The 20,199-nt window shown below is 62.2% G+C and carries 21 protein-coding genes; 11 read left to right on the top strand and 10 right to left on the bottom strand.

Translation table 11 applies throughout. The features are described 5' to 3' along the window. Genes ACS4RS_RS23460 through ACS4RS_RS23450 form a run of 3 tightly spaced genes read left to right on the top strand, consistent with a single transcriptional unit; the run spans position 1 to position 2,575 of the window. The gene (locus tag ACS4RS_RS23460; RefSeq protein WP_439013658.1) at positions 1 to 879 is read left to right on the top strand and encodes an ABC transporter permease subunit; all 879 of its coding nucleotides are present in this window, start codon (positions 1 to 3) and stop codon (positions 877 to 879) included. Then, positions 876 to 1,679, top strand: coding sequence for an ATP-binding cassette domain-containing protein (locus tag ACS4RS_RS23455; protein WP_439013657.1), 804 nt, complete (start codon positions 876 to 878; stop codon positions 1,677 to 1,679). The genes ACS4RS_RS23460 and ACS4RS_RS23455 overlap by 4 nt, the downstream gene beginning before the upstream one ends. Then, positions 1,676 to 2,575 carry an ATP-binding cassette domain-containing protein gene (locus tag ACS4RS_RS23450; protein WP_439013656.1) on the top strand — a complete coding sequence of 300 codons (900 nt, stop codon included), beginning with the start codon at positions 1,676 to 1,678 and terminating at the stop codon, positions 2,573 to 2,575. The genes ACS4RS_RS23455 and ACS4RS_RS23450 overlap by 4 nt, the downstream gene beginning before the upstream one ends. 6 nt (positions 2,576 to 2,581) lie before the next feature. Here the strand turns inward: ACS4RS_RS23450 and ACS4RS_RS23445 are convergent, their stop codons facing one another. Continuing rightward, positions 2,582 to 3,019, bottom strand: coding sequence for a VOC family protein (locus ACS4RS_RS23445; RefSeq protein ID WP_439013655.1), 438 nt, complete (start codon positions 3,017 to 3,019; stop codon positions 2,582 to 2,584). A 240-nt stretch (positions 3,020 to 3,259) separates the two neighbouring features. Between ACS4RS_RS23445 and ACS4RS_RS23440 the strand changes: the two genes are divergently transcribed. Further along, entirely contained in the window at positions 3,260 to 3,940 is a 681-nt protein-coding gene (locus ACS4RS_RS23440; protein WP_439013654.1) for a spermine/spermidine synthase domain-containing protein, read from the top strand. Between the two features lie 37 nt (positions 3,941 to 3,977). On the opposite strand, the gene ACS4RS_RS23435 is transcribed toward ACS4RS_RS23440, so the two are convergent. Both ACS4RS_RS23435 and ACS4RS_RS23430 read right to left on the bottom strand, forming a co-directional pair. Then, entirely contained in the window at positions 3,978 to 4,772 is a 795-nt protein-coding gene (locus ACS4RS_RS23435; RefSeq protein ID WP_439013653.1) for an aldolase/citrate lyase family protein, read from the bottom strand. Positions 4,773 to 4,833: 61 nt separating this feature from the next. After that, the gene (locus tag ACS4RS_RS23430) at positions 4,834 to 5,037 is read right to left on the bottom strand and encodes a hypothetical protein (protein WP_125848475.1); all 204 of its coding nucleotides are present in this window, start codon (positions 5,035 to 5,037) and stop codon (positions 4,834 to 4,836) included. A gap of 567 nt (positions 5,038 to 5,604) precedes the next feature. On the opposite strand from ACS4RS_RS23430, the gene ACS4RS_RS23425 reads away from it, so the two are divergent. After that, a complete protein-coding gene (locus ACS4RS_RS23425; protein WP_449314036.1) occupies positions 5,605 to 6,537 on the top strand; it encodes a hypothetical protein in 933 nt (310 codons plus the stop codon). A 127-nt stretch (positions 6,538 to 6,664) separates the two neighbouring features. Here the strand turns inward: ACS4RS_RS23425 and ACS4RS_RS23420 are convergent, their stop codons facing one another. Then, positions 6,665 to 7,570, bottom strand: coding sequence for a choline sulfate utilization transcriptional regulator (locus ACS4RS_RS23420; RefSeq protein ID WP_439013651.1), 906 nt, complete (start codon positions 7,568 to 7,570; stop codon positions 6,665 to 6,667). Between the two features lie 99 nt (positions 7,571 to 7,669). On the opposite strand from ACS4RS_RS23420, the gene betC reads away from it, so the two are divergent. Continuing rightward, on the top strand, positions 7,670 to 9,184 hold the full coding sequence (gene betC / locus ACS4RS_RS23415; protein ID WP_439013650.1) for a choline-sulfatase: 1,515 nt from the start codon (positions 7,670 to 7,672) through the stop codon (positions 9,182 to 9,184). An 18-nt stretch (positions 9,185 to 9,202) separates the two neighbouring features. Here betC and ACS4RS_RS23410 read toward each other — a convergent pair whose 3' ends face one another. Both ACS4RS_RS23410 and ACS4RS_RS23405 read right to left on the bottom strand, forming a co-directional pair. After that, complete coding sequence (locus ACS4RS_RS23410; RefSeq protein WP_439013649.1) at positions 9,203 to 10,063, bottom strand: TIM barrel protein; 861 nt, start codon at positions 10,061 to 10,063, stop codon at positions 9,203 to 9,205. 66 nt (positions 10,064 to 10,129) lie between these two features. After that, positions 10,130 to 11,500: an amidase gene (locus ACS4RS_RS23405; protein ID WP_439013648.1), complete on the bottom strand. Its 1,371-nt coding sequence runs from the start codon at positions 11,498 to 11,500 to the stop codon at positions 10,130 to 10,132. 274 nt (positions 11,501 to 11,774) lie between these two features. On the opposite strand from ACS4RS_RS23405, the gene ACS4RS_RS23400 reads away from it, so the two are divergent. Continuing rightward, a complete protein-coding gene (locus ACS4RS_RS23400) occupies positions 11,775 to 12,053 on the top strand; it encodes a hypothetical protein (RefSeq protein WP_183778318.1) in 279 nt (92 codons plus the stop codon). Positions 12,054 to 12,143: 90 nt separating this feature from the next. Continuing rightward, positions 12,144 to 12,575: a DUF1810 domain-containing protein gene (locus ACS4RS_RS23395; protein ID WP_439013647.1), complete on the top strand. Its 432-nt coding sequence runs from the start codon at positions 12,144 to 12,146 to the stop codon at positions 12,573 to 12,575. Between the two features lie 103 nt (positions 12,576 to 12,678). On the opposite strand, the gene ACS4RS_RS23390 is transcribed toward ACS4RS_RS23395, so the two are convergent. Both ACS4RS_RS23390 and ACS4RS_RS23385 read right to left on the bottom strand, forming a co-directional pair. Beyond that, positions 12,679 to 12,876, bottom strand: a complete 198-nt coding sequence (locus tag ACS4RS_RS23390; RefSeq protein WP_439013646.1) for a hypothetical protein — start codon at positions 12,874 to 12,876, stop codon at positions 12,679 to 12,681. 71 nt (positions 12,877 to 12,947) lie between these two features. Further along, the gene (locus ACS4RS_RS23385; protein ID WP_012555168.1) at positions 12,948 to 13,571 is read right to left on the bottom strand and encodes a TetR/AcrR family transcriptional regulator; all 624 of its coding nucleotides are present in this window, start codon (positions 13,569 to 13,571) and stop codon (positions 12,948 to 12,950) included. A gap of 124 nt (positions 13,572 to 13,695) precedes the next feature. Between ACS4RS_RS23385 and ACS4RS_RS23380 the strand changes: the two genes are divergently transcribed. Next, a complete protein-coding gene (locus tag ACS4RS_RS23380; protein WP_439013645.1) occupies positions 13,696 to 13,911 on the top strand; it encodes a hypothetical protein in 216 nt (71 codons plus the stop codon). Positions 13,912 to 13,966: 55 nt separating this feature from the next. Here the strand turns inward: ACS4RS_RS23380 and ACS4RS_RS23375 are convergent, their stop codons facing one another. Next, positions 13,967 to 14,497, bottom strand: a complete 531-nt coding sequence (locus ACS4RS_RS23375) for a winged helix DNA-binding protein (RefSeq protein WP_439013644.1) — start codon at positions 14,495 to 14,497, stop codon at positions 13,967 to 13,969. Positions 14,498 to 14,582: 85 nt separating this feature from the next. Here ACS4RS_RS23375 and ACS4RS_RS23370 point away from each other — a divergent pair, with 85 nt between their 5' ends. Further along, positions 14,583 to 18,194: a hydantoinase B/oxoprolinase family protein gene (locus ACS4RS_RS23370; RefSeq protein ID WP_449314035.1), complete on the top strand. Its 3,612-nt coding sequence runs from the start codon at positions 14,583 to 14,585 to the stop codon at positions 18,192 to 18,194. A gap of 91 nt (positions 18,195 to 18,285) precedes the next feature. On the opposite strand, the gene ACS4RS_RS23365 is transcribed toward ACS4RS_RS23370, so the two are convergent. Then, positions 18,286 to 19,143 (bottom strand): SDR family oxidoreductase, encoded by an 858-nt coding sequence (locus tag ACS4RS_RS23365; RefSeq protein ID WP_439013642.1) that lies wholly within the window; start codon positions 19,141 to 19,143, stop codon positions 18,286 to 18,288. A 205-nt stretch (positions 19,144 to 19,348) separates the two neighbouring features. On the opposite strand from ACS4RS_RS23365, the gene ACS4RS_RS23360 reads away from it, so the two are divergent. Further along, positions 19,349 to 20,188 carry an IclR family transcriptional regulator domain-containing protein gene (locus tag ACS4RS_RS23360; RefSeq protein ID WP_439013641.1) on the top strand — a complete coding sequence of 280 codons (840 nt, stop codon included), beginning with the start codon at positions 19,349 to 19,351 and terminating at the stop codon, positions 20,186 to 20,188. Positions 20,189 to 20,199 lie beyond the last annotated feature (11 nt).

Raw genomic sequence — 20,199 nt, 5'->3', positions numbered from 1 at the left:
ATGAAAACCCTGCTTCGAAACCGCAAGGCGCTCACCGGCCTCGCCATCATCGCCGCCATCATCATCGTCGCGATCGCCGCACCGCCGCTGACGCAATACGATCCCGCCGCCCGCACCGGCCGGCCGCACCAGCCGCCGTCGCTCGACCATATTCTCGGCACCACCCGCCTCGGCCAAGATGTCTTTGCCCGGCTGATCTATGGCGCCCGCACCTCGCTTGCCGTCGGCTTCGGCGCCGGCCTGCTGATCACCCTCGTCGGCACCGCGCTCGGCATTATCTCCGGCTATCGCGGCGGCAAGACCGACGAGGTCATCAGCTTCTTCACCAATATGGTGCTGGTCGTTCCCAATCTGCCGCTGCTGCTCGTGCTCGCCGCCTTCATCGGTCAGGCAAGCCCCGTCGTCATCGCGCTGATCCTTGGGGCCACCTCCTGGGCCTGGGGCGCCCGCGTCACCCGCGCAGAGACGCTTTCCGTCAAACACAAGGATTTCGTCAAATCCGCCGAGATGATGGGCGAGCCGCAATGGCGCATCATGACATTCGAGATCTTTCCCAACGTGATATCGATCGTCGGCATCAATTTCATCGGCAGCGTCATCTTCGCGATCATCACCGAGGCGACGCTTGAGTTTCTCGGTCTCGGCGATCCCCGCGCGATCTCCTGGGGCACCATGCTCTACAATGCGCAGAAGGCATCGGCCCTTTCGGTCGGCGCCTGGTGGGATATCCTCACCCCCTGCTTCGCACTCGCCTTCCTCGGCATCGGCATGTCGCTTCTGAATTTCGCCGTCGACGAGATCGCCAATCCGCGGCTGCGCACCGGCAATCACCTGAAGCGCTGGTCGCTGCTCGTCCGTTCCGGGGAGGGCCGCCTGTGACGCAGCCGCTGCTGTCGGTGAGGAACCTCACCATCGACTATATCGGCGAGGAGAAGGATTTCCGCGCCGTCGACGACGTCAATTTCGACGTCGCACCCGGCGAGGTCTTCGGGCTCGCCGGCGAATCCGGCTGCGGCAAGAGCACCATCGCCTTCGCCATCAGCCGCCTGCACAAGCCGCCGGCGCTGATCCGCAAGGAAAGCCGCATCCTGCTCGACGGCCGCGACGTGCTCGATCTCGACCAGCAGGCGCTTGCCGCCTTCCGCTGGCGCGAGGTCGCCATGGTCTTCCAGAGCGCCATGAACTCGCTGAACCCGGTGCTGCGCATCGAGACACAATTCTACGACATGCTGCGCACCCACAAGGGCATGAGCCGTGCGGCGGCACGCGAGCGCACCGCCGAAATGCTGAGGCTCGTCGACATCGCGCCGGATCGCATGCGCGACTATCCGCACCAGTTTTCCGGCGGCATGCGCCAGCGCATCGTCATCGCCATCTGCATGGCGCTCGATCCGAAGCTCGTCGTCATGGACGAGCCGACGACGGCGCTCGACGTCGTCGTCCAGCGCGAAATCCTGCAGCGCATCAATGAGTTGCGCCGCCGCTTCGGTTTCTCCGTACTGTTCATCACCCATGATCTCGGCCTGATGGTGCAATTCTGCGATCGCATCGGCATCATGCTGTCAGGCAGGCTGGTGGAGCAGAAAGCGGCCGAGGCGATCTACCGGACGCCGGAGCACGACTATACGAAAAGGCTCTGGGCCTCCTTCCCCTCGCTTCACGGAGGAGTGCTGCTATGAGCGACGCCATCCTCGCGCTCGACGCCGTCACCAAGAGTTTCGGCCATGGTTCGGCGGCCGTGCATGCGGCGCGCGCCATTTCCTTTTCGCTGCATGCCGGCCGGGCGCTGGCGCTCGTCGGCGAATCCGGCAGCGGCAAGACGACCTGCGCCCGCATGGCGATGCGCGAATATCTGCCGACATCGGGGCGGATCCTCTATAAGGGCCGGCCGGTCGAGGCGGCGAATTCCGCCGAGATCGGCCGCTACCGCCGCTCGGTGCAGATGATCTTCCAGGACCCCTTCGCCTCGCTGAACCCCGCCCATACCATCGCCTATCATCTCCGGCGGCCGCTGAAGCTGCATCGCCCGGAGATTAGAGGAAGCGAGATCGACGTCGCGGTTCGCGAACTGCTGACGCGCGTCAGGCTCGATCCCGATCTCGTCGCGCTGAAATATCCGCATGAACTCTCCGGCGGCCAACGCCAGCGCGTCAACATCGCCCGCGCGCTTGCAGTCCAGCCGGAGGTGATCGTCGCGGACGAGCCGACCTCCATGCTCGACGTCTCGGTGCGCCTCGGCGTATTGAATCTGCTGAACGAGATGAAGCAGGAGATGAATCTCGGCCTGCTTTATATCACCCATGACATCGCCACCGCCCGCTATGTCGCCGAGGACATCGCCGTGATGTATGCCGGCCAGATCATCGAATGGGGCAGCACCGCAAGGGTGATCGATAATCCGCTGCATCCCTACACAAGGCTGCTGCTCTCCGCCGTGCCCGATCCCGACATCCGCTTCGAAGACCCGAAGGCACGTCTCAGGCCGGATGAAGTCGACGATATCCGCCGCCGTTCCGCCGCGCCGCAGGACGAGATCGTCGAAGTGGAGCCGCAGCATTTCATACGGATGGTCTGAGGCGCCTCAGCTGAGTTCCTGGGCGAGTCCGAGGAGAAGCCCTTCGGGCCCTCTTATGTAGCAGAGCCGATATGTATCTCCATACTGGACGACTTCGCCGACGAGCTGCGCACCACGCGCGCGAAGCCTTTCAAGCGTGTCGTCGATGTCGTCAACGGTGAACATGACGCGGAGATAGCCGAGCGCGTTGACCGCAGCGTTGCGGTGGTCTGCGACGACATCAGGCATGAGGAAGCGGGAGAGCTCGAGCCGGCTGTGGCCATCAGGTGTGCGCATCATGGCGATCTCCACACGCTGATCGCCCAGCCCAGTGATACGTCCGGCCCATTCTCCTTCGATCATGGCCCGTCCTTCGAGCTCGAGGCCGAGTTCGCCAAAGAAATCAATCGCCACTGCGAGGTCTTCGACGACGATGCCTACATTGTCCATCCGCTTGAGCGCCATGTTTCCAATCTCCAAAAGTGTCGTTGCAATCTGAGAGGCGTCGCCTCGTCCAACAAAGGACGTGTCAGGAACCTCAGCGCCGACAGCCGTCCAAGCGCAATTTTCTGCTCTTCACATCGGAAGCTGAACGGACCGCCTCTAACCACCGCCCCGCTTTCGAACGGTCCCCGAAGCCTGCTGACTGGCCCCGCTCATCACCCTATGCTAGGGGACGGTTCTTTCAAGTGAGGCGAAACCGTCATGCTGCCCTGGATTCAGCTCGATTCCGCGACCATTCCCGGCGAATGCGGCGAACTCAGGCTGAAGCAGCGCGGCAGTGAATTCTCGATCATGCTCGGCGCCAACGAGCTGATGAACAGCCGCCTCAGCGGCTCGGAAGAGGCGCTTGCCACCCTTTCCTGGGAGCGGATCAAGGCGCATCCGAAGCCGAGGATGCTGATCGGCGGGCTCGGCATGGGGTTTACCCTGCGCGCCGCTCTCGCCATCCTTCCCGAGGATGCAGGCGTCACCGTCGCCGAACTGGTGCCGGCCGTCGTTACCTGGGCGCGCGGGCCGATGGCCGAGGTCTTCAAGGGCTGTCTCGACGATCCGCGCGTCGCCATCCATCAGGGCGATGTCGGCGAAGCGATCCGTGCCGGCAAGGGCGCCTATGACGCCATCCTGCTCGATGTCGACAATGGCCCGGATGGGCTGACCCGCAAATCCAACGATCGGCTCTATGATTTCGCCGGCCTGCGCGCCGCCCGCGACGCGCTCCGCCCCGACGGCGTGCTCGCCGTCTGGTCGTCCGGTCCCGATGCCGATTTTACCCGCCGCCTGAGGGACAGCGGTTTTTCCGTCGAAGCCGTCAACACCCGCGCCAACGGCAAACGCGGCGGCGCCCGTCATGTGATCTGGCTGGCGAAGAAACCGACCCGCTGACCCAAGCTCCTCAACCAATGAGGCGGCGTCGCCTGGCTCAACTGGCCGAAGCGATCCTCCGGGCGGCATTGATGGCGCGGCGGGCGCCGGAGCGCAGCTGCGTCGTCTCGGCGCCGGCGATGACCAGATCGAAGCCGAATTTCAGCAGTTCGCCGGCCCGCTCTCCGTCGGCGGCAAAGGCGCAGGCGAATTTGCCGTGGGCGCGGCAGCGCGCGACGGCATGCTGCATGGCGCTGTCGATTTCGGCGGCGTTCGGCGCCACCTGATCACCGTTCGACAGCGCGATCGACAGATCGGAAGGTCCGATAAAAATGCCGTCGATCCCGGTCACACCGAGAATGCCGTCGATCGCATCGAGCGCGGCGCGGGTCTCGATCATGGCGATGGCGACGGTGAGCGCATTGGCGTTCTTCAGATAATCATCGCCCGACAGGCCGGTATGGTTCAGCGCCAATGACGGCCCCCAGCTGCGCTCGCCGACAGGGGGATATTTCGTCGTCCGGACCAGGGCTCTCGCATCGTCGGCCGAATTGATCATCGGCGCGATGATGCCGGAGGCGCCGGCATCGAGCAGGCGCGAGGCGGAAGCGAAATCGCCGACCGGGATGCGCGCCAGGGCTGGCTTGCCGGCCAGGCGCACCTGCGCGATGCCATTGGCCGCCGACGGCATGTCCCACATGCCGTGCTGCATATCCAGCACGACGGCATCGAAGGCCTCCTGCGCCAAGTGGTTGACGAGCATGGCGTCGGGAATGCCGACCCAGGCGGAGATCATGCCACCCCGGCTGCCCCTGATCCGATCTGCAAATCCGTCTATCTCAGCTGCACCCATGCCATTCTCCCCCAATTCATCAGACCGCCGGCGGCCATTGCTGTCAGGCAGCGGCGGCGGTTCACACTCTCCGCCGCAGTCGCGAGACGATGATCATGACCACGACTCCCAGTCCCGCCAGGATGGCTCCCCAAAGGATCCAGATCGTTTGCCTGATCATGAAGCTGGACGACGGATAGGGAAAATAGCCACTTCCCTGGCCGATCCAGATCAGTCCGAAGATGATCATAAGCACTCCGAGAACATATCCGATCGTTCGCCACATGCTTCAGCCGCCTTCCCTATCGATTCGATCCCACAATGGCGACCGGCGTCGTTCACGACAAGGCTTCTCTTAGACACAAACGTCGGCGTTGAGGCGTGGTGAGCCGCAAGGCTGCTGCTCGCCACCCAGATCGGGCGGGCATCCATGTGGCGCTTTTGAAATTCCGATATAGACCAGGAGAACGAGATACATCCGCCCACTTACCCAATGCCCTCTCTATTACTCATGTTGCATAGATCGCTAGCGGGAGGAAGAACTCCATCGAATCTCGCAAATCCGAAGGAATCACAACTCGCTGAAATCACTCAATTCTTTTTGAGGCAGCCTCTCATGCGCTTCAGCAATCCAGCCATGGTCATAGTGATTATTGCTGTACGCCCAATGAATGACTTTAGGTTGGTGAAAATATCAATCACTATGAGCCGCGTACAATCTTAACTAACGAGTCCATGGCCGAACCATATTGCTTGGCTTTTCTTTGGTCTCTGAAGATGTTGCACGCGAATTCTGCTGGGTAGAGCACGCCGGACATTGCCGTGCTGGAGTTTCGATGAAAAAGGTGGCGCCATGACCCATATTGCACTTCGCTCCCTAGCCAAGGGACTGGGTTCCTTTGTCCTTCCGCAACTGCGAAATACGCACGTAGAAGGGGGCACTGCTTCTGCGCGCCACTGTTATGACCTTTTCTTTCGCCACTACGGTCACCTAGCACCTTGGCTGAACGGCAAAAGACCTGAAGTATTGGTCGAGGTCGGCCCCGGAAGTTCGCTTGGCGTTGGAATTGCCGCACTGCTTGCGGGCGTCGACACGTACATCGGGCTGGATTTGCAAGACCACCGGAGCATCGAGCACGATCTTGAAGTCCTGAACGGTTTGATTGAACTCTTCGGCGAGCGGGCCGCATTTTGGGATAACACCGTATCGGGCGACATCTTTTTTCCGCCGTCACCGACAAACTTCGCCTGGGATCAAATAGATGGGATCGTGCAACAGCGCCTCAGTGCGGAGGCAATCGACGCGCTGAAGGCGGACCTCGTGAATGGCAGCGAACGATTAAAGTTCGTCGCACCATGGACCGATTTCAACGTACTGCAGGCGGGTGTGGCTGACTGGCTGATGACGCATTCAGTCATGGAGCACGTGGACAACCTCGTTGATACCTATATCGCCATTGCCCGGTGGCTGAAGCCAGGAGGGTTTGCGACACACCTGATCGACTTCCAATCTCACGGTCTGTCAAGCGACTGGAATGGGCACTGGGTTTTGAGCGCGCCCACGTGGACGATGATGCGTGGACGACGACCCTACCTGATAAATCGGAAGTGGCGTAGCCATCACATCAATCTGATGCAGGAGAGCGGCTTCGAAATCCTTGCGGAACTCCAGTACATCCGTGCGGACGGACTAGCACGGAAGGAATTTCGAGCGCCGTTCACGTCAATGCCAAATGGTGACGAAAAAGCTGCGATGAGTTTTTTTGTGACGAGAAAAATCGGCTAAGAGTCGGACTCGAAAAGGCTTCAACTATATCCATGTCTTGCGAGGCGTCTGGTGAGCATGCGAATGTGGCGATGGTTATCCGGGATAACCGCCGTCAGAGCCTTTCCGCCATGCGACGCGGCTTGAGCTAGCTGACCTTCCCCGCCTCGTTCATCAGCCAGGTGCTGAGCTTCTCGCCGTGGGCGCTTGCCGATCGCGGCGGCACCAGCCAGTAGCCGCGGTCCTGCGACTCGAGCGGCGGGCCGGCTTCGACCAGCATGCGCGCGTGGAGGAGCGTATCGACCAGCCCCATCCAGCCGATCGCCATGCCCTGCCCGCTCAACGCAGCCTGAATGACCAGCGAGTAGGTATTGAAGCTGATATCGCCGCGGCCGGCATGGGCGTCGCGCAGGACGGAGAATTCGGTCAGATAACTGCGCCAGTCGAACCAGGGCGATGGCATCGGCGTGTCGAGATTGATCAGCACCGCCTTGGCAAGCTGCCTCGCATCCTCGAACGGGCCGTTGCGATCGAGAAATCCCTGCGTGCAGACCGGCACGACCTTTTCCCGCAGCAGAAGCGTACCGATGGCGCCGAATTCCGCCCGCGTGCCAAAAACAACCGCGACATCCGCTTCGTCGCGAAAACCGGCTGCAAACCGCTGCGTCGCGACGATCTGGATGTCCGTTTCCGGATGGAGAAGACGAAAGCCGTCCATGCGCGGGATCAGCCAAAGCGATGAAAAGGCATAGTCGGTTCTGAGCCGAACGATCGGTCTCTGGACTTCAGCACGAAAACTGCGGGCGAGCGCATCGATGTCGCCGACCGCTTTGGCGGTGACGTCGAGAAGCCGCTCGCCTTCGGCAGTCAGCGTGACGCCGCGATGCTCGCGGCGCAGCAGGCTGACGCCGAACTGCTCCTCCAGCCGGCGGATCTGGTAGCTGACGGCTGGCTGGGTAAGTCCGAGAAGCGCTGCGGCCGACGAAAAGCTCCCGAGTCTTGCGACCTCGACAAAGATGCGCATCCATCCAAGCTCAAGCGGGCGGTCTGGCATAAAAATTCCTTTATGCAGCCATTCAAAAATGCCGTCTTTACAGGCACGATAATAGACGTTTCAATAAAATCTTCAAATAGCATAGGAGGAGCCGGAGACATGGCGCGCCCGAATATTCTCATCCTGATGGTGGATCAGTTAAACGGGACATTGTTTCCCGACGGACCTGCCGATTTCCTGCATGCGCCGCATCTGAAAGCATTGGCTGAACGTTCCGTGCGCTTCGCCAAAACCTATACGGCAAGCCCGCTCTGCGCGCCGGCGCGGGCGTCCTTCATGTCCGGACAATTGCCGAGCCGGACGCGCGTCTATGACAATGCCGCGGAATTTGCCTCCGACATTCCGACCTATGCGCATCATCTGCGCGCCGCCGGATATCAGACGGCGTTATCGGGGAAGATGCACTTCGTCGGCCCCGACCAGCTTCATGGCTTCGAGGAGCGCCTGACGACGGATATCTACCCGGCCGATTTCGGCTGGACGCCCGATTATAGCAAGCCCGGCGAGCGCATCGACTGGTGGTATCACAATTTGGGTTCGGTAACCGGCGCCGGCGTTGCCGAGATTACCAACCAGATGGAATATGACGACGAGGTCGCCTACCACGCCACCCGCAAGCTGTTCGATCTCTCACGCGCCCACGACGGGCGCCCCTGGTGTCTGACCGTCAGCTTCACCCATCCGCACGACCCCTATGTCGCACGCCGCAAATTCTGGGACCTCTATGAAGGCTGCCCGGCGCTTGACCCGGCGGTGGCGCCGATTGCCTTCGAGCAACAGGACCCGCATTCGCAGCGGCTGATGAAAGCTTGCGACCACGAGGCCTTCGACATTAGCCCGGAAGAAATCCGGCGGGCAAGGCGAGGCTACTTCGCCAATATTTCCTATGTCGACGAGAAGATCGGCGACATTCTCGACGTGCTGGAACGGACCCGCATGTGCGACAACACGGTCATCCTCTTCGTTTCCGATCATGGCGACATGCTCGGCGACCGCGGCCTCTGGTTCAAGATGAACTTCTTCGAAGGATCGGCGCGCGTCCCGCTGATGATCGCGGCACCCGGCTGGAAGCCAAAACGCATCGATCAGCCCGTCTCCACCCTCGACGTCACCCCGACGCTCGCCGGTCTTGCCGGGATCGACATCACCGCGTTGAAACCCTGGACGGAGGGCTGGGATCTCGCAGCGCTTGCCGAAGGCGCCGGCAGCCGCGGCCCCGTGCCGATGGAATATGCCGCGGAAGGCTCCGAAGCGCCGCTCGTCTGCCTCAGGGACGGGCGCTACAAGCTTTCGCTCTGCGAGAAGGACCCGCCGATGCTGTTCGACCTCGAAGCCGATCCGCGGGAGCTCGACAATCTGGCGGGAAAGCCGGCCTATGCCGACACCCTGGCGAGGCTCGCAGACCAGGCCGACCGCCGCTGGAACCTTGCCGATTTCGATGCAGCCGTGCGCGAAAGCCAGGCGCGCCGCTGGGTGGTCTACGCGGCGCTGCGCAACGGCGCTTATTATCCCTGGGATTACCAGCCGCTGCAGAAAGCCTCGGAGCGCTATATGCGCAATCACATGGACCTGAACGTGCTCGAGGAAAACCAGAGGTTCCCGCGGCAGGAATGAGGGCGAAATCCTTTGGGATCAAGCCGTCCTGCGAGCCGGCGCCTCACGCAGGAAATCCTCGATGAACTGCTTTTGCAGCAGGATGCCGTCCCATTCGTTGGGGAAGAAGGGCGAGTCGTAGATCAGCGTGAAGGGGCCGGTGTAACCGGCCCGCTCACACATCTCCAGGCACCTGCGGTAATCATCGGCATCGAGGCCGGCAACGCCATAATCGGCCTTGGCATGGCAGATTTCCGCCCGGCGCATGATGTCGGCAAGCCCATCATATTTCGCCGGCGGCGCCCAATTGCCGAGGTCGCCGTTGAGGCCGACCTTGCCGTCCAGCCGATCCAGCAGCCAGTTCATCTCGACAGGCGACGGCAACAGGTCGAACCAGTTCTCGACGACGATGCGCACATCGCTGCCTTCGGCTTTTTCAGCCAGCCAGCCGAGGTGACGGGCGGCGCGGGCAAGATTTTCTTCGGTCGGCTTCTGCTTGCCGGCGATGACGCGCATCTTCTGCGCTCCGAGGGCCGCGGCGATATCGATCCACTTTGCCATCCATCTGACGTCGCGTTCGGCCGTCTCGGGATGGCTCGGATCGCCGTCCTCGACGAGCAGCGTCTGGAACAGCACGCTCGAGGCCGTCATCGCGTCGCGTAATTCGCTTATATAGCCGGCGTCGAGGCTCGGCAGATGGAAGGAACAGACTTCCAGCCGGTTGATGCCGCGGGCTGCCAGCGCCGCCGGCATATCGATCAGCGCCGCGGCACCAGGGCCATAGGGTTCTTTCGCCGCAGAACTTTTGTCGGGATCGGGGCTGTAGGCATGGATGGCACCGAGCAGCCGATGCAGCGACCACGTCGAAACCGCGAAGCGTCCGTTTTGCAAGATCTGCACGTGCCTTCCTCCAAGATTTCCTTCTGCCATCAATGGCAATAAAAGCCCGCCGGTTCAATTGCCGCCTCAGGCGAAATCGCCACGGACGACCGGCTCCGCGGCAAGGGCAACTCCCAGCAGCGCTTCGTCGCGGCGGGCGGTGGCCGAGAGCAGCAGGCCGACCGGCATGCCGGATGCACCCGTGCCGCAGGGGATGGAGACCCCACACCAGTCGAGGAAATTGCCGAGCGCGGTGTTGCGCAGCGTCTTGTTGTTGGTCGCGAAGAACAGTTCGTCGTCCCCTTCCAGCGGTCCGATCGGCGGCGCGACATGGGCGACCGTCGGAAAGGCGAGCAGCCGGTCGCCGACAAGGCGCTCGACATCGGCGATCATCCGTTTGCGCGCCTCGAGGATCGCCAGGTAATCGGCCAGGGTCGTCCTGCTTCCTAAGCGGGTGCGCATGACGACGCGGTGGTCCATCCGGTCCGCATCCGGTCCCGCCAAGCGTTCATGGTGAAGCGCGAAAGCTTCGGCGGTGACCAGCGGGCCATATCTCGTCATCAGATCGAAAATGGCGTCGAAGGCGGGAATGACGGCACGGGCAACATGGACGCCGGCCCTTTGAAGACGTTCCAAACCGGTCTCGAAGGCGGCCACTACGCCGGGTTCGGCTCCGTCGAAGACGATATTTTCAGGCACGAGCAATTCCAGCCCCTGCAGCGGACGTTCGACGACATCAGGCGCGATCCGGCCGCGCATCGCCGCATCGATCCACACCGCGTCCCTGACGCTGCGGCAGAGCGGCCCCAGCGAATCCAGGCTCTTGGCCAGTGGATAGACGCCGTCCATCGCATGACGGCCGCGGGTCGCCTTGTAGCCGACGATGCCGTTGAAGGCGGCGGGAATACGCACCGAGCCGCCGGTATCCGTGCCCATCGCCACCGGCACCAGGCCGGTTGCTACCGCGACACCGGCGCCGGAGGACGAACCGCCTGGGATGCGCGGGAGATCGGTGCCGCGCGGATTGACCGGGGTGCCGTAATGCGGGTTGATGCCGAGGCCGGAAAAGGCAAATTCGCTCATATTGGTGCGGCCGATAGCGACCATGCCCGCCTGCCGGAGGAGAGCGACGACGGCCGCATCGCGCTTGGCCGGCGCGTCTCCGGCCAGCACGACGGAACCCGCTGTCGTCGCCAGGCCTTCCATATCGAAAAGATCCTTCCAGGCGATAGGAATGCCGTCCAGCAATCCGAGTGACCGGCCTTCCCGCAAACGTTTGGAAGAGGCGCGCGCCTCCTCCATCGCGCGGCTTTCGGTCAGCGTGGTGAAGACCGCCTTGTCGGCGTAATCAGCGATGGTGCCGAAGACCACCTCGGCCACATCGACCGGATCGGCCGCGCCACCTTGGATGAGGACGGAAAGCTGGGCGACCGACATCGCGCCGTAGGATTTGCTCATGGGACGATCCACAGAAAGATGATCCTCTGGACTACCCCGGATCATTCCGGCGAGCCAGAGCATCACGATATTTTGCATTTATTAGGACGATTTTTTGAACACTGAGTTTGCAGATTGCCCCTTCAATTGCCGCGATTAAAGACACACATGCTGCACGCATGCGGGAGTCGGTCCGCCATGAGGGTTGAGAGTTTATTCTTGAGAGACCGGCGCCGCATGTGTTGCAGGAGTAATTTAGATGACAGATTGTGAAACTTTGACCCGTCGCCAGGATATGGTGACCCTCCATGTGAAAGAGGATGAAACCACCGGCTTGGGCGAGCGCGACTATGTGGAACATGTCAGCGCCCAGAAACTTTCGGGCTTCGAGCGCATTGTCGTGGTCGCCGCGCTGGCTCTCTTGAGCTTTGTCGGTTTCGCCGCATATTCTTCGAATGAGACGGACCCGGTAACGACATCAGCCATCGCTGCCCCCGCCGGCGACAGCGCGCCGCACCATCAGCCTTACGGCCATTGCCGTGAGAGCAGCCCGTATGCTGAAAGGGTCTGCTGAAGGCGAGTTCCGCTCGCGCGGGTAAGATCACCTCGCCGGGCATGGAGACCTTGGCCCAGGCTGCATAATGCAGGAAAAGGGAAAAGGACCATGGCCGGTGATATCGATTACAATCTCGACCGCTTCGTCGACGCCCAGAACGGCGTCTACGAAAAAGCGCTCTCGGAGCTGAAAGCCGGGCGCAAGACCTCCCACTGGATGTGGTTCATCTTCCCGCAGATATCAGGTCTCGGCACCTCGCGGATGGCGGAAAAATATGCGATCCGCTCGGCGGAGGAAGCCACCGCCTATCTCGCCGATCCCGTTCTCTCCAGCCGGCTGCTGCGCTGCGTCGAGGCGATCCTGTCGGTGAAGGGCCAGTCCGCCCATGAGATCCTCGGTTCACCTGATGACCTGAAGCTGCGCTCGTCGATGACCTTGTTCGCGGCGATCAGCGACCACGGCTCCCCCTTCCACCGGGTGATCGAGCATTTCTATGAAGGGAAATTCGACGAACGGACGATGGAAGTCCTCCGAACCTAGAATAGGTAGATTTGGGCCCGGTCGACCCAATGTGGTCCGACACCGCTCACAATTTTCGGCACACTCTAATTTAGAACAGGATTCAGGCCGGCGTGGCGTGAAATCAGCCTGTTCTAGCGGCTCGGCCTGATTCCAGTGCGTCGATTTCGTCGGAAATTTCGCTCAGCCGCTGACGCAGGTCGCTGTCGGTGCCGTCATCGACCTCCTCCTCGCCGAAACAATAGCGCGCATCGTGAAGCTCCAGCTTGGCTTCGAGTTCGGCGCGTTTGGCATACAGGCGCTTGAGATAGACGTAGTTCATCTCCCGGTCTCCACTTGGCCTCCGGTGAGGGAAAAACGGTATGGAAGCGGTAAGGTTCCCGAAAAACCGGTTCAGGCGAAAGAGGCGATCGCCGCATTGCAGGCCTTGGCGAAATGACCGCAGCAGCTGGCAGCGCCCATGGCCTGGCGGCTGACGCGCGCACCTTCGAGCAGCAGCGTCAGCGTATCGGCAAGAAGCTCCGGCTCGCGCGCATCGGCCGCCGAACAGAGCGCGGCCAGGCGATCACGCTGTTCGGCCTTGTGGCGCTCGATCATCTCGTGGGCGGGATGGCCCTCGCCCTTCAGCTCGATGGCGGCATTGGCGAGATCGCAGCCGGCGGGCTCGCCGTTCAGACATTGCGCCCGCATCTCCACCCAGGCGTAGAGCTGGGCGCGCGGGTTGCCGGGATAGGCCGCCTCCAGCTCGCGCCAGATCGCACCCGCCTTTTCCGAGGCGCGGCGCAGCGTCTCGCAGACGAGCTCGTCCTTCGAGCCGAAATGCCGGTAGAGCGTCATCTTGTTGGTGAGCGCCGCGTCGGCGATGGCATCGACACCGATGCCGCGGATGCCGCGCTCGCGGAAAAGCTCCGACGCCGTCGAGACGATACGTTCCCGCGGCGGGATGCGATCTTCTGGAACGGCTGCGGAGATTTCATTCGAAGTTTCTGATTTTTTTGCGGACGTAGTCCTTGACATCGATGTGACCGATCGGTAACAAATGCATTGTTACTTACCGGTAACACCACGAAACGCGAAAGTCAATGAGAACACGGCAGCGCAAAGTGGAACACGGGCGACCGCCCACGAAAGGAGGACAACCATGAGAAAGACCAGAGACGACCTGACGATATCCGAAGCCCTTCGCGACCCCCTGATCGCCATGGTGATGCGCGCCGATGGCGTGAAGCTTGAAGACTTCAAGCAACTCCTGGAGACGGCCGCCGGTAAACGCGAACCGCGCTCGACATCGGTCAGCAACATCATCGGAGCGATCGCAAGCCGCGCCAATCTGCCGGCGATGCCCTGCTTCGGCTGAATACGCCGCTGAAAATTTTCGGGGGATCTCTCCCTGCCCCCGTCAAGGGCTGTCGTCAGAAAGAGGCGGCGGCCCTTGCTGCTTGATCATAGTGGCCGGAAAGCGCCCTGAGCGTCGACGCCACCGCCGATGCCGCCGCGGCATCGAGCCCCAGCCCCTTGACCGATTGCACCAGCAGCGCTTCGCGCACCGCCCGGTATTTCAGGCAGATTTCCAAGCCCTTTTCGGTGGCGGCGATCAGCTTCTCCTTGCCCGCCCGCGTGCTTTTCACCAGGCCGCGCCTTTCTAGCTTCTTGACCGCATAAATCACCAGATGCGTATCCTCGACGCCGAGCACGCTGCAGAGATCGCCGAGCCGCTTCGGCCGCTGCCGGTGCGCCACCGAATGCAGCACCAGAACGTCGATCGGGGCGCATCCAGGCTCGCCAGCCGCCGTCATGCAGCGTACCATCCAGCGGTCGAAGGCATTGCCGGCGAGGATCAGGCCGAACTCCAGCTCCGAAAGAGCGGGAAGCGCGCCATCGGCCAGATGTGCGGAGGAGACGATCGGCCCGATTTCCACTTGTCTTCCACGCCCATCTGCCATGTCCACTCTCCATGATCCGAGAGAAAACGTTGACATTTTATCGATAAATCGTCAATAAATTTCCGGTTAAACAGGAGGCCGGACGATGGGCGGACAGTGGGATTTCTGGATCGATCGCGGCGGCACCTTCACCGATATCGTCGCACGGCGCCCCGACGGTTCGCTGATCGCCCACAAGCTGCTTTCGGAAAATCCGGAAGCCTATCGCGACCCCGCCGTGCACGGCATTCGCGAACTGCTCGGGCTCAAAGCCGGTGATCCCATCCCTTCCGAGCGCATCGGCGCGGTGAAGATGGGAACGACGGTCGCCACCAATGCGCTCTTGGAACGCAAGGAGGATCCGACCCTCCTGGTGACGACGAAGGGTTTCCGCGATGCGCTGGAGATCGGCTACCAGGCCCGCGCCGATATTTTCGCGAAGAAGATCGTCAAGCCGGAACTGCTCTATGCTGGCGTCATCGAAGCCGACGAGCGCGTGCTGGCGGACGGCACGGTGGAGCGCCCGCTCGACGAGGACAGCCTGCGACAGGCGCTCGAAGCCGCCTATGTCGAGGGCCTGCGCGCCGTCGCCATCGTCTTCATGCACGCCTACCGCTATCCCGAGCATGAGCAGCGGGCCGCCGCCATCGCGCGCACGATCGGCTTCACGCAGATCTCTCCCTCGCACGTCGTTTCCCCGCTAATCAAACTCGTCGGCCGCGGCGACACCGCCGTCGTCGATGCCTATCTGTCTCCGGTTCTCCGGCGCTATGTCGATCAGGTCGCCACCGAACTCGGCGCCGTCGAGGGACAAGGCCCGAAGCTGATGTTCATGCAGTCCTCCGGCGGGCTGACCGATGCGCATCTGTTCCAGGGCAAGGATGCGATCCTCTCGGGCCCCGCCGGCGGCGTGGTCGGCGCGGTCGAGGTGTCGCGCATTGCCGGCTTCGGCCAGATGATCGGCTTCGACATGGGCGGCACCTCGACGGATGTGTCGCATTACGACGGTGAACTGGAGCGCGCCTTCGAGACCGAAGTCGCCGGCGTGCGCATGCGCGCGCCGATGATGAAGATCCACACGGTGGCCGCCGGCGGTGGTTCGATCCTCAGCTTTGACGGTTCGCGCTTCCGTGTCGGCCCTGAATCGGCCGGCGCCACGCCCGGCCCGAAATCCTATCGCCGCGGCGGCCCGCTCACTGTCACCGACGCCAACATCATGACCGGCAAGCTGCTGCCCGAATTCTTCCCGGCGATCTTCGGCCCGGGACAGGACCAGCCGCTCGATGCCGAGGCGGTGCACACCGCCTTTGCCGAGATGGCAAAGACGATCGGCGGCGGCCGGACAGCTGAGGACGCCGCCGACGGTTTCCTCGCCATCGCCGTCGAGAACATGGCCAATGCCATCAAGAAGATCTCGGTCCAGCGCGGTTATGACGTTTCGGGCTATGCGCTCACCTGTTTCGGCGGCGCCGGCGGCCAGCATGCCTGCCTTGTCGCCGATAGCCTCGGCATGAAAAGAGTGCTGATTCACCCCTTCTCCGGCATCCTCTCGGCCTATGGCATGGGTCTTGCCGATATCCGCGCCACCCGCCAGCGCGCGGTGCTGACCGAACTCGCTACGGCATTGGTGACGATCGGCGAGATCAGAGCCGGGTTGGAGGCGGAGGTGCGCGGGGAGTTGACGCTCCAAGGGGTCGAGGCCGGCGAGATGGAGGTCGTCACCCGCCTGCACCTGCAATATAAAGGCACCGACACCGCCCTGCCCGTCGCCTTCGGGCCTCAGGAGGAGATGGTGCAAGCCTTTGCCGTCGCTCATAAGAAGCAGTTCGGCTTCATCTTCGAAGACCGGCCCGTTGTCGTCGATTCCATCGAAGTCGAGGGCATCGGCGGCGGCGCCGATATCGAGGAAACTTATAGAGAGGCGAAAGCCTTCGAGCCGGAAGCGCTGCGCACGACACGCTTCTATTCCGGAGGTACATGGCGCGAGGCCGGCATTTTCAGGCGCGAGACGCTGAAGCCGGGCGCCGTCCTCAAAGGCCCTGCCCTTATCATCGAAGCGCATCAGACGATCGTCGTCGAGGCCGGCTGGCAGGCGCGGCTTACCGGCCACGACCATATCGTCCTCACCCGCGAGATCTCGCTTGCCCGCCATGCCGCGATCGGCACCAACGCCGATCCTGTCATGCTCGAAGTCTTCAACAATCTGTTCATGGCGATCGCCGAGCAGATGGGCGTGACGCTGCAGAACACCGCGCATTCGGTCAATATCAAGGAGCGGCTCGATTTCTCCTGCGCGGTCTTCGACCGCACCGGCGCGCTCGTCGCCAATGCGCCGCATATGCCGGTGCATCTCGGTTCGATGGACCGTTCGGTCGAAACCATCATCCGCCTAAACGAAGGCCGTATCCGCCCGGGCGACGTCTTCGCGCTCAATGCGCCTTATAATGGCGGCACGCATCTCCCCGACATTACCGTCGTCACGCCGGTTTTCGACGATGCCGGAGAGGTGATCCTGTTTTACGTCGCCTCGCGTGGCCATCATGCCGATATCGGCGGCAAGGCGCCGGGCTCGATGACGCCGCGGGCGACGAAGGTCGACGAGGAAGGCGTGCTGATCGACAATTTCCTGCTGGTCGACAAGGGCCGTTTCCGTGAGGCGGACTTCGCGGCGATGCTGCGGGATCATCCCTATCCCGCCCGCAATCCGGCCCAGAACCTCGCCGATGTGGAGGCGCAGATCGCCGCCAATGAAAATGGCGTGCAGGAGTTGCGCAAGATGGTTTCCCATTTCGGGCTCGACGTCGTCGAAGCCTATATGGGCCATGTGCAGGACAATGCCGAGGAGAGCGTCCGCCGGGTGATCGCCCGGCTCAGCGACAGCGAATTCACCTATCCCACCGATCAGGGCGCCGTCATCAAGGTGAAGATCACCGTCGACAGGCAGGCGCGTGAGGCGACGGTCGATTTCACCGGCACAAGCGCGCAGCAGCCGACCAATTTCAACGCCCCTGAACCGGTCACGCGTGCCGCCGTACTCTATGTCTTCCGCGTCATGGTCGAGCAGCCGATCCCGATGAATGCCGGCTGCCTGCGGCCGATCCGGATCATCGTGCCAGACGGGTCGATGCTGCGCCCGGCGTATCCGGCCGCCGTCGTCGCCGGCAATGTCGAGACCAGCCAGCATGTGACAAATGCGCTGTTCGGAGCACTCGGAACGCTCGCGGCAGCACAGGGCTCGATGAACAACCTGACCTTCGGCAACGCAGCCTATCAATATTACGAGACGATCTGCGCCGGCGGCCCAGCCGGTCTGCTCAACGACGGCACCGGTTTCAGCGGCGCCGACGGCGTGCACGCGCATATGACCAATTCGCGGCTGACCGATCCCGAAGTGCTGGAATTCCGCTTTCCTGTCGTGCTCGAAGATTTCCACATCCGCCGCGGTTCCGGCGGTAAGGGACAGTATAGTTCCGGCGGCGGCACCGAGCGCACGATCCGTTTTCTGGAGATGATGGATTGCAGCATTCTCTCCTCGCATCGCACGATCCGGCCCTTCGGCCTTTTCGGCGGAGAAGACGGGCAGCTGGGGAAAACCGAGATCCGCCGCGCGAACGGCACGATCGAAAGGCTTGAAGGCTGCGACCAGGCAATGCTCGCCGCCGGCGACGCCGTGATCGTCACGACGCCGACCGGCGGTGGCTACGGCAGGCCGGACTGAAACGTGTCGCGTCAAACTTTGATCGACCCGCTTCAGCTCCTCGTTTCACGCATGTCTTTAACCCGGAACCGCCAATCCCAGGCGACTTGCGTCAAAGGATCGGCTTGCCGCCAGTGACCGCGATTGTCGTGCCGGAGACATAGCTCGACAAGGGATCGGCCAGCATCACATAGGCTGTCGCCAGCTCGGCCGGCTGGCCCGGCCGTTTCATCGGCACCTGTTTGCCGAAATTGCTGACGCTTTCCTCAGGCAGCGTCGAGGGAATGAGCGGCGTCCAGATCGGCCCCGGCGCCACGGCATTGGCGCGGATGCCCTTCTCGGCCAGAAGCTGGGCAAGGCCGGCAGTGAAATTCTGGATCGCGCCCTTGGTCGTCGCATAGGCAAGCAGCGTCGGGTTCGGACTGTCGGAATTGATCGAGGCGGTGTTGATGATCGAGCTGCCGGGCTTCATATGGGGAACGGCCGCCTTGGTCAGGTAGAACATTGCATGGATATTGACCTTGAAGGTCAGTTCCCACTCCTCGTCGCTGATTTCGTCGATACTCTTGAAGCTCGCCTGATGGGCGGCATTGTTGACGAGAATATCGATACCACCGAGCTGCTTGACCGCAGTTTCGACGATCTGCCGGCACAGAGCCGGATCCTGGATATCGCCGCTGACCAGGACGGCCTTGCGACCGGCCTCCTCGACGAGCCGCTTCGTCTCGTCGGCATCCTCATCTTCGTCAAGATAGGAAATCACAATATCGGCGCCTTCCCTGGCATAGGCGATCGCCACCGCCCGACCGATGCCGCTATCGCCGCCGGTGATGATCGCCCGCTTGCCCTTCAGCCGTTCGGAACCGCGATAGGTTTTTTCGCCATGGTCGGGAACCGGGTCCATCTGCGCGGTAAAACCGGGCATCGGCTGTTTCTGGGATGGGAACGGCGGTGTCGGATAATTCGTCATCATGACCTCCTGGGTTCAGGGTCAAACTCAGGCTGCGGTTTGTTGTTCCAAGTTTTTAATGGAGTTCTTTCCGAGCGGGCACACCGTACAGAGAATGATCCCGCTGCCGCATTCCTCCGCACGATCAACCTACAAAATGTTGCGATTTGCCACAGCGACCGCTATGCCATAGTAATGTAACATGATCGCAGTTTTAACGAGGTGCATGGAATTGGACGGGAAGACATCACCCACAGTTTACGCCGAAGACGAGGTTCATGGTGAGGAAGCCGCCGGCAAGGGTGCGCGCCGCGCGCGCGTCAGCGGCATCGACCGTGCGCTTCAGGTGATCGATCATCTCTATGAGACCGGCTCGCCCGCCGGCGTCTATGCCATCGCCAAGGCGGTGAAGGCGCCGCTGTCGACCGTTTACGTCATCGTCGATGATCTGGTCGAGAAGAATATGCTGACGCGCCAGGCGGACGGCTCGATCTGGCTCGGTGCCCGGCTCTATCACTATGGCCTCGCCTATGCCCGGTCGCTGGATTTCATGAGCATCGCCACCCACGAAATGCACGACCTCTGCCGCCAGGCCGGCGAAACCGTGCAGGTCTGCGGCCGCGACGGCGACTATATGCTGGTGCTTGCCATGGCCGACGGCCCGAGCCACTTCCAGGTGGCCTCGCGCGTCGGCACCCGCGTGCCGCTGAACTGGACGGCGTCCGGCCGTCTGCTCGTCGGCCATCTGCCCGAGGAGGAGCGCATCGAACTGTTTAAACGCTGCGCCCGCTCCTCACCGACCGGCCGCGCCGAGATCGATCCCGGGACGCTGTCGGAATCGGCCGGTAAGGCTTTCGAGGATCGCCTGTCGATCCAGGCGGGAGAATCGGACTACGCCGTTGCCTGCATCGCCTCGCCGATCTGCGACCGCGACGGCCAGTGCGTCGCCACCATTTCCATCGTGCTGCCGGAACAGAAGGCTTTTTCCGACGAGAACCACTATACCGCGCATGTGCGCAGTTCGGCGGAGCGGATCGAAAAGCTGATGGGCTGGCGCAACCGCTGAGGCATTTCTCG

The organism is Rhizobium sp. F40D2, assembly GCF_051810745.2.
GTDB lineage: Bacteria > Pseudomonadota > Alphaproteobacteria > Rhizobiales > Rhizobiaceae > Rhizobium.
Note: the sequence above shows the minus strand (reverse complement) of the source record. Positions and strands in the feature narration are given on the sequence as shown.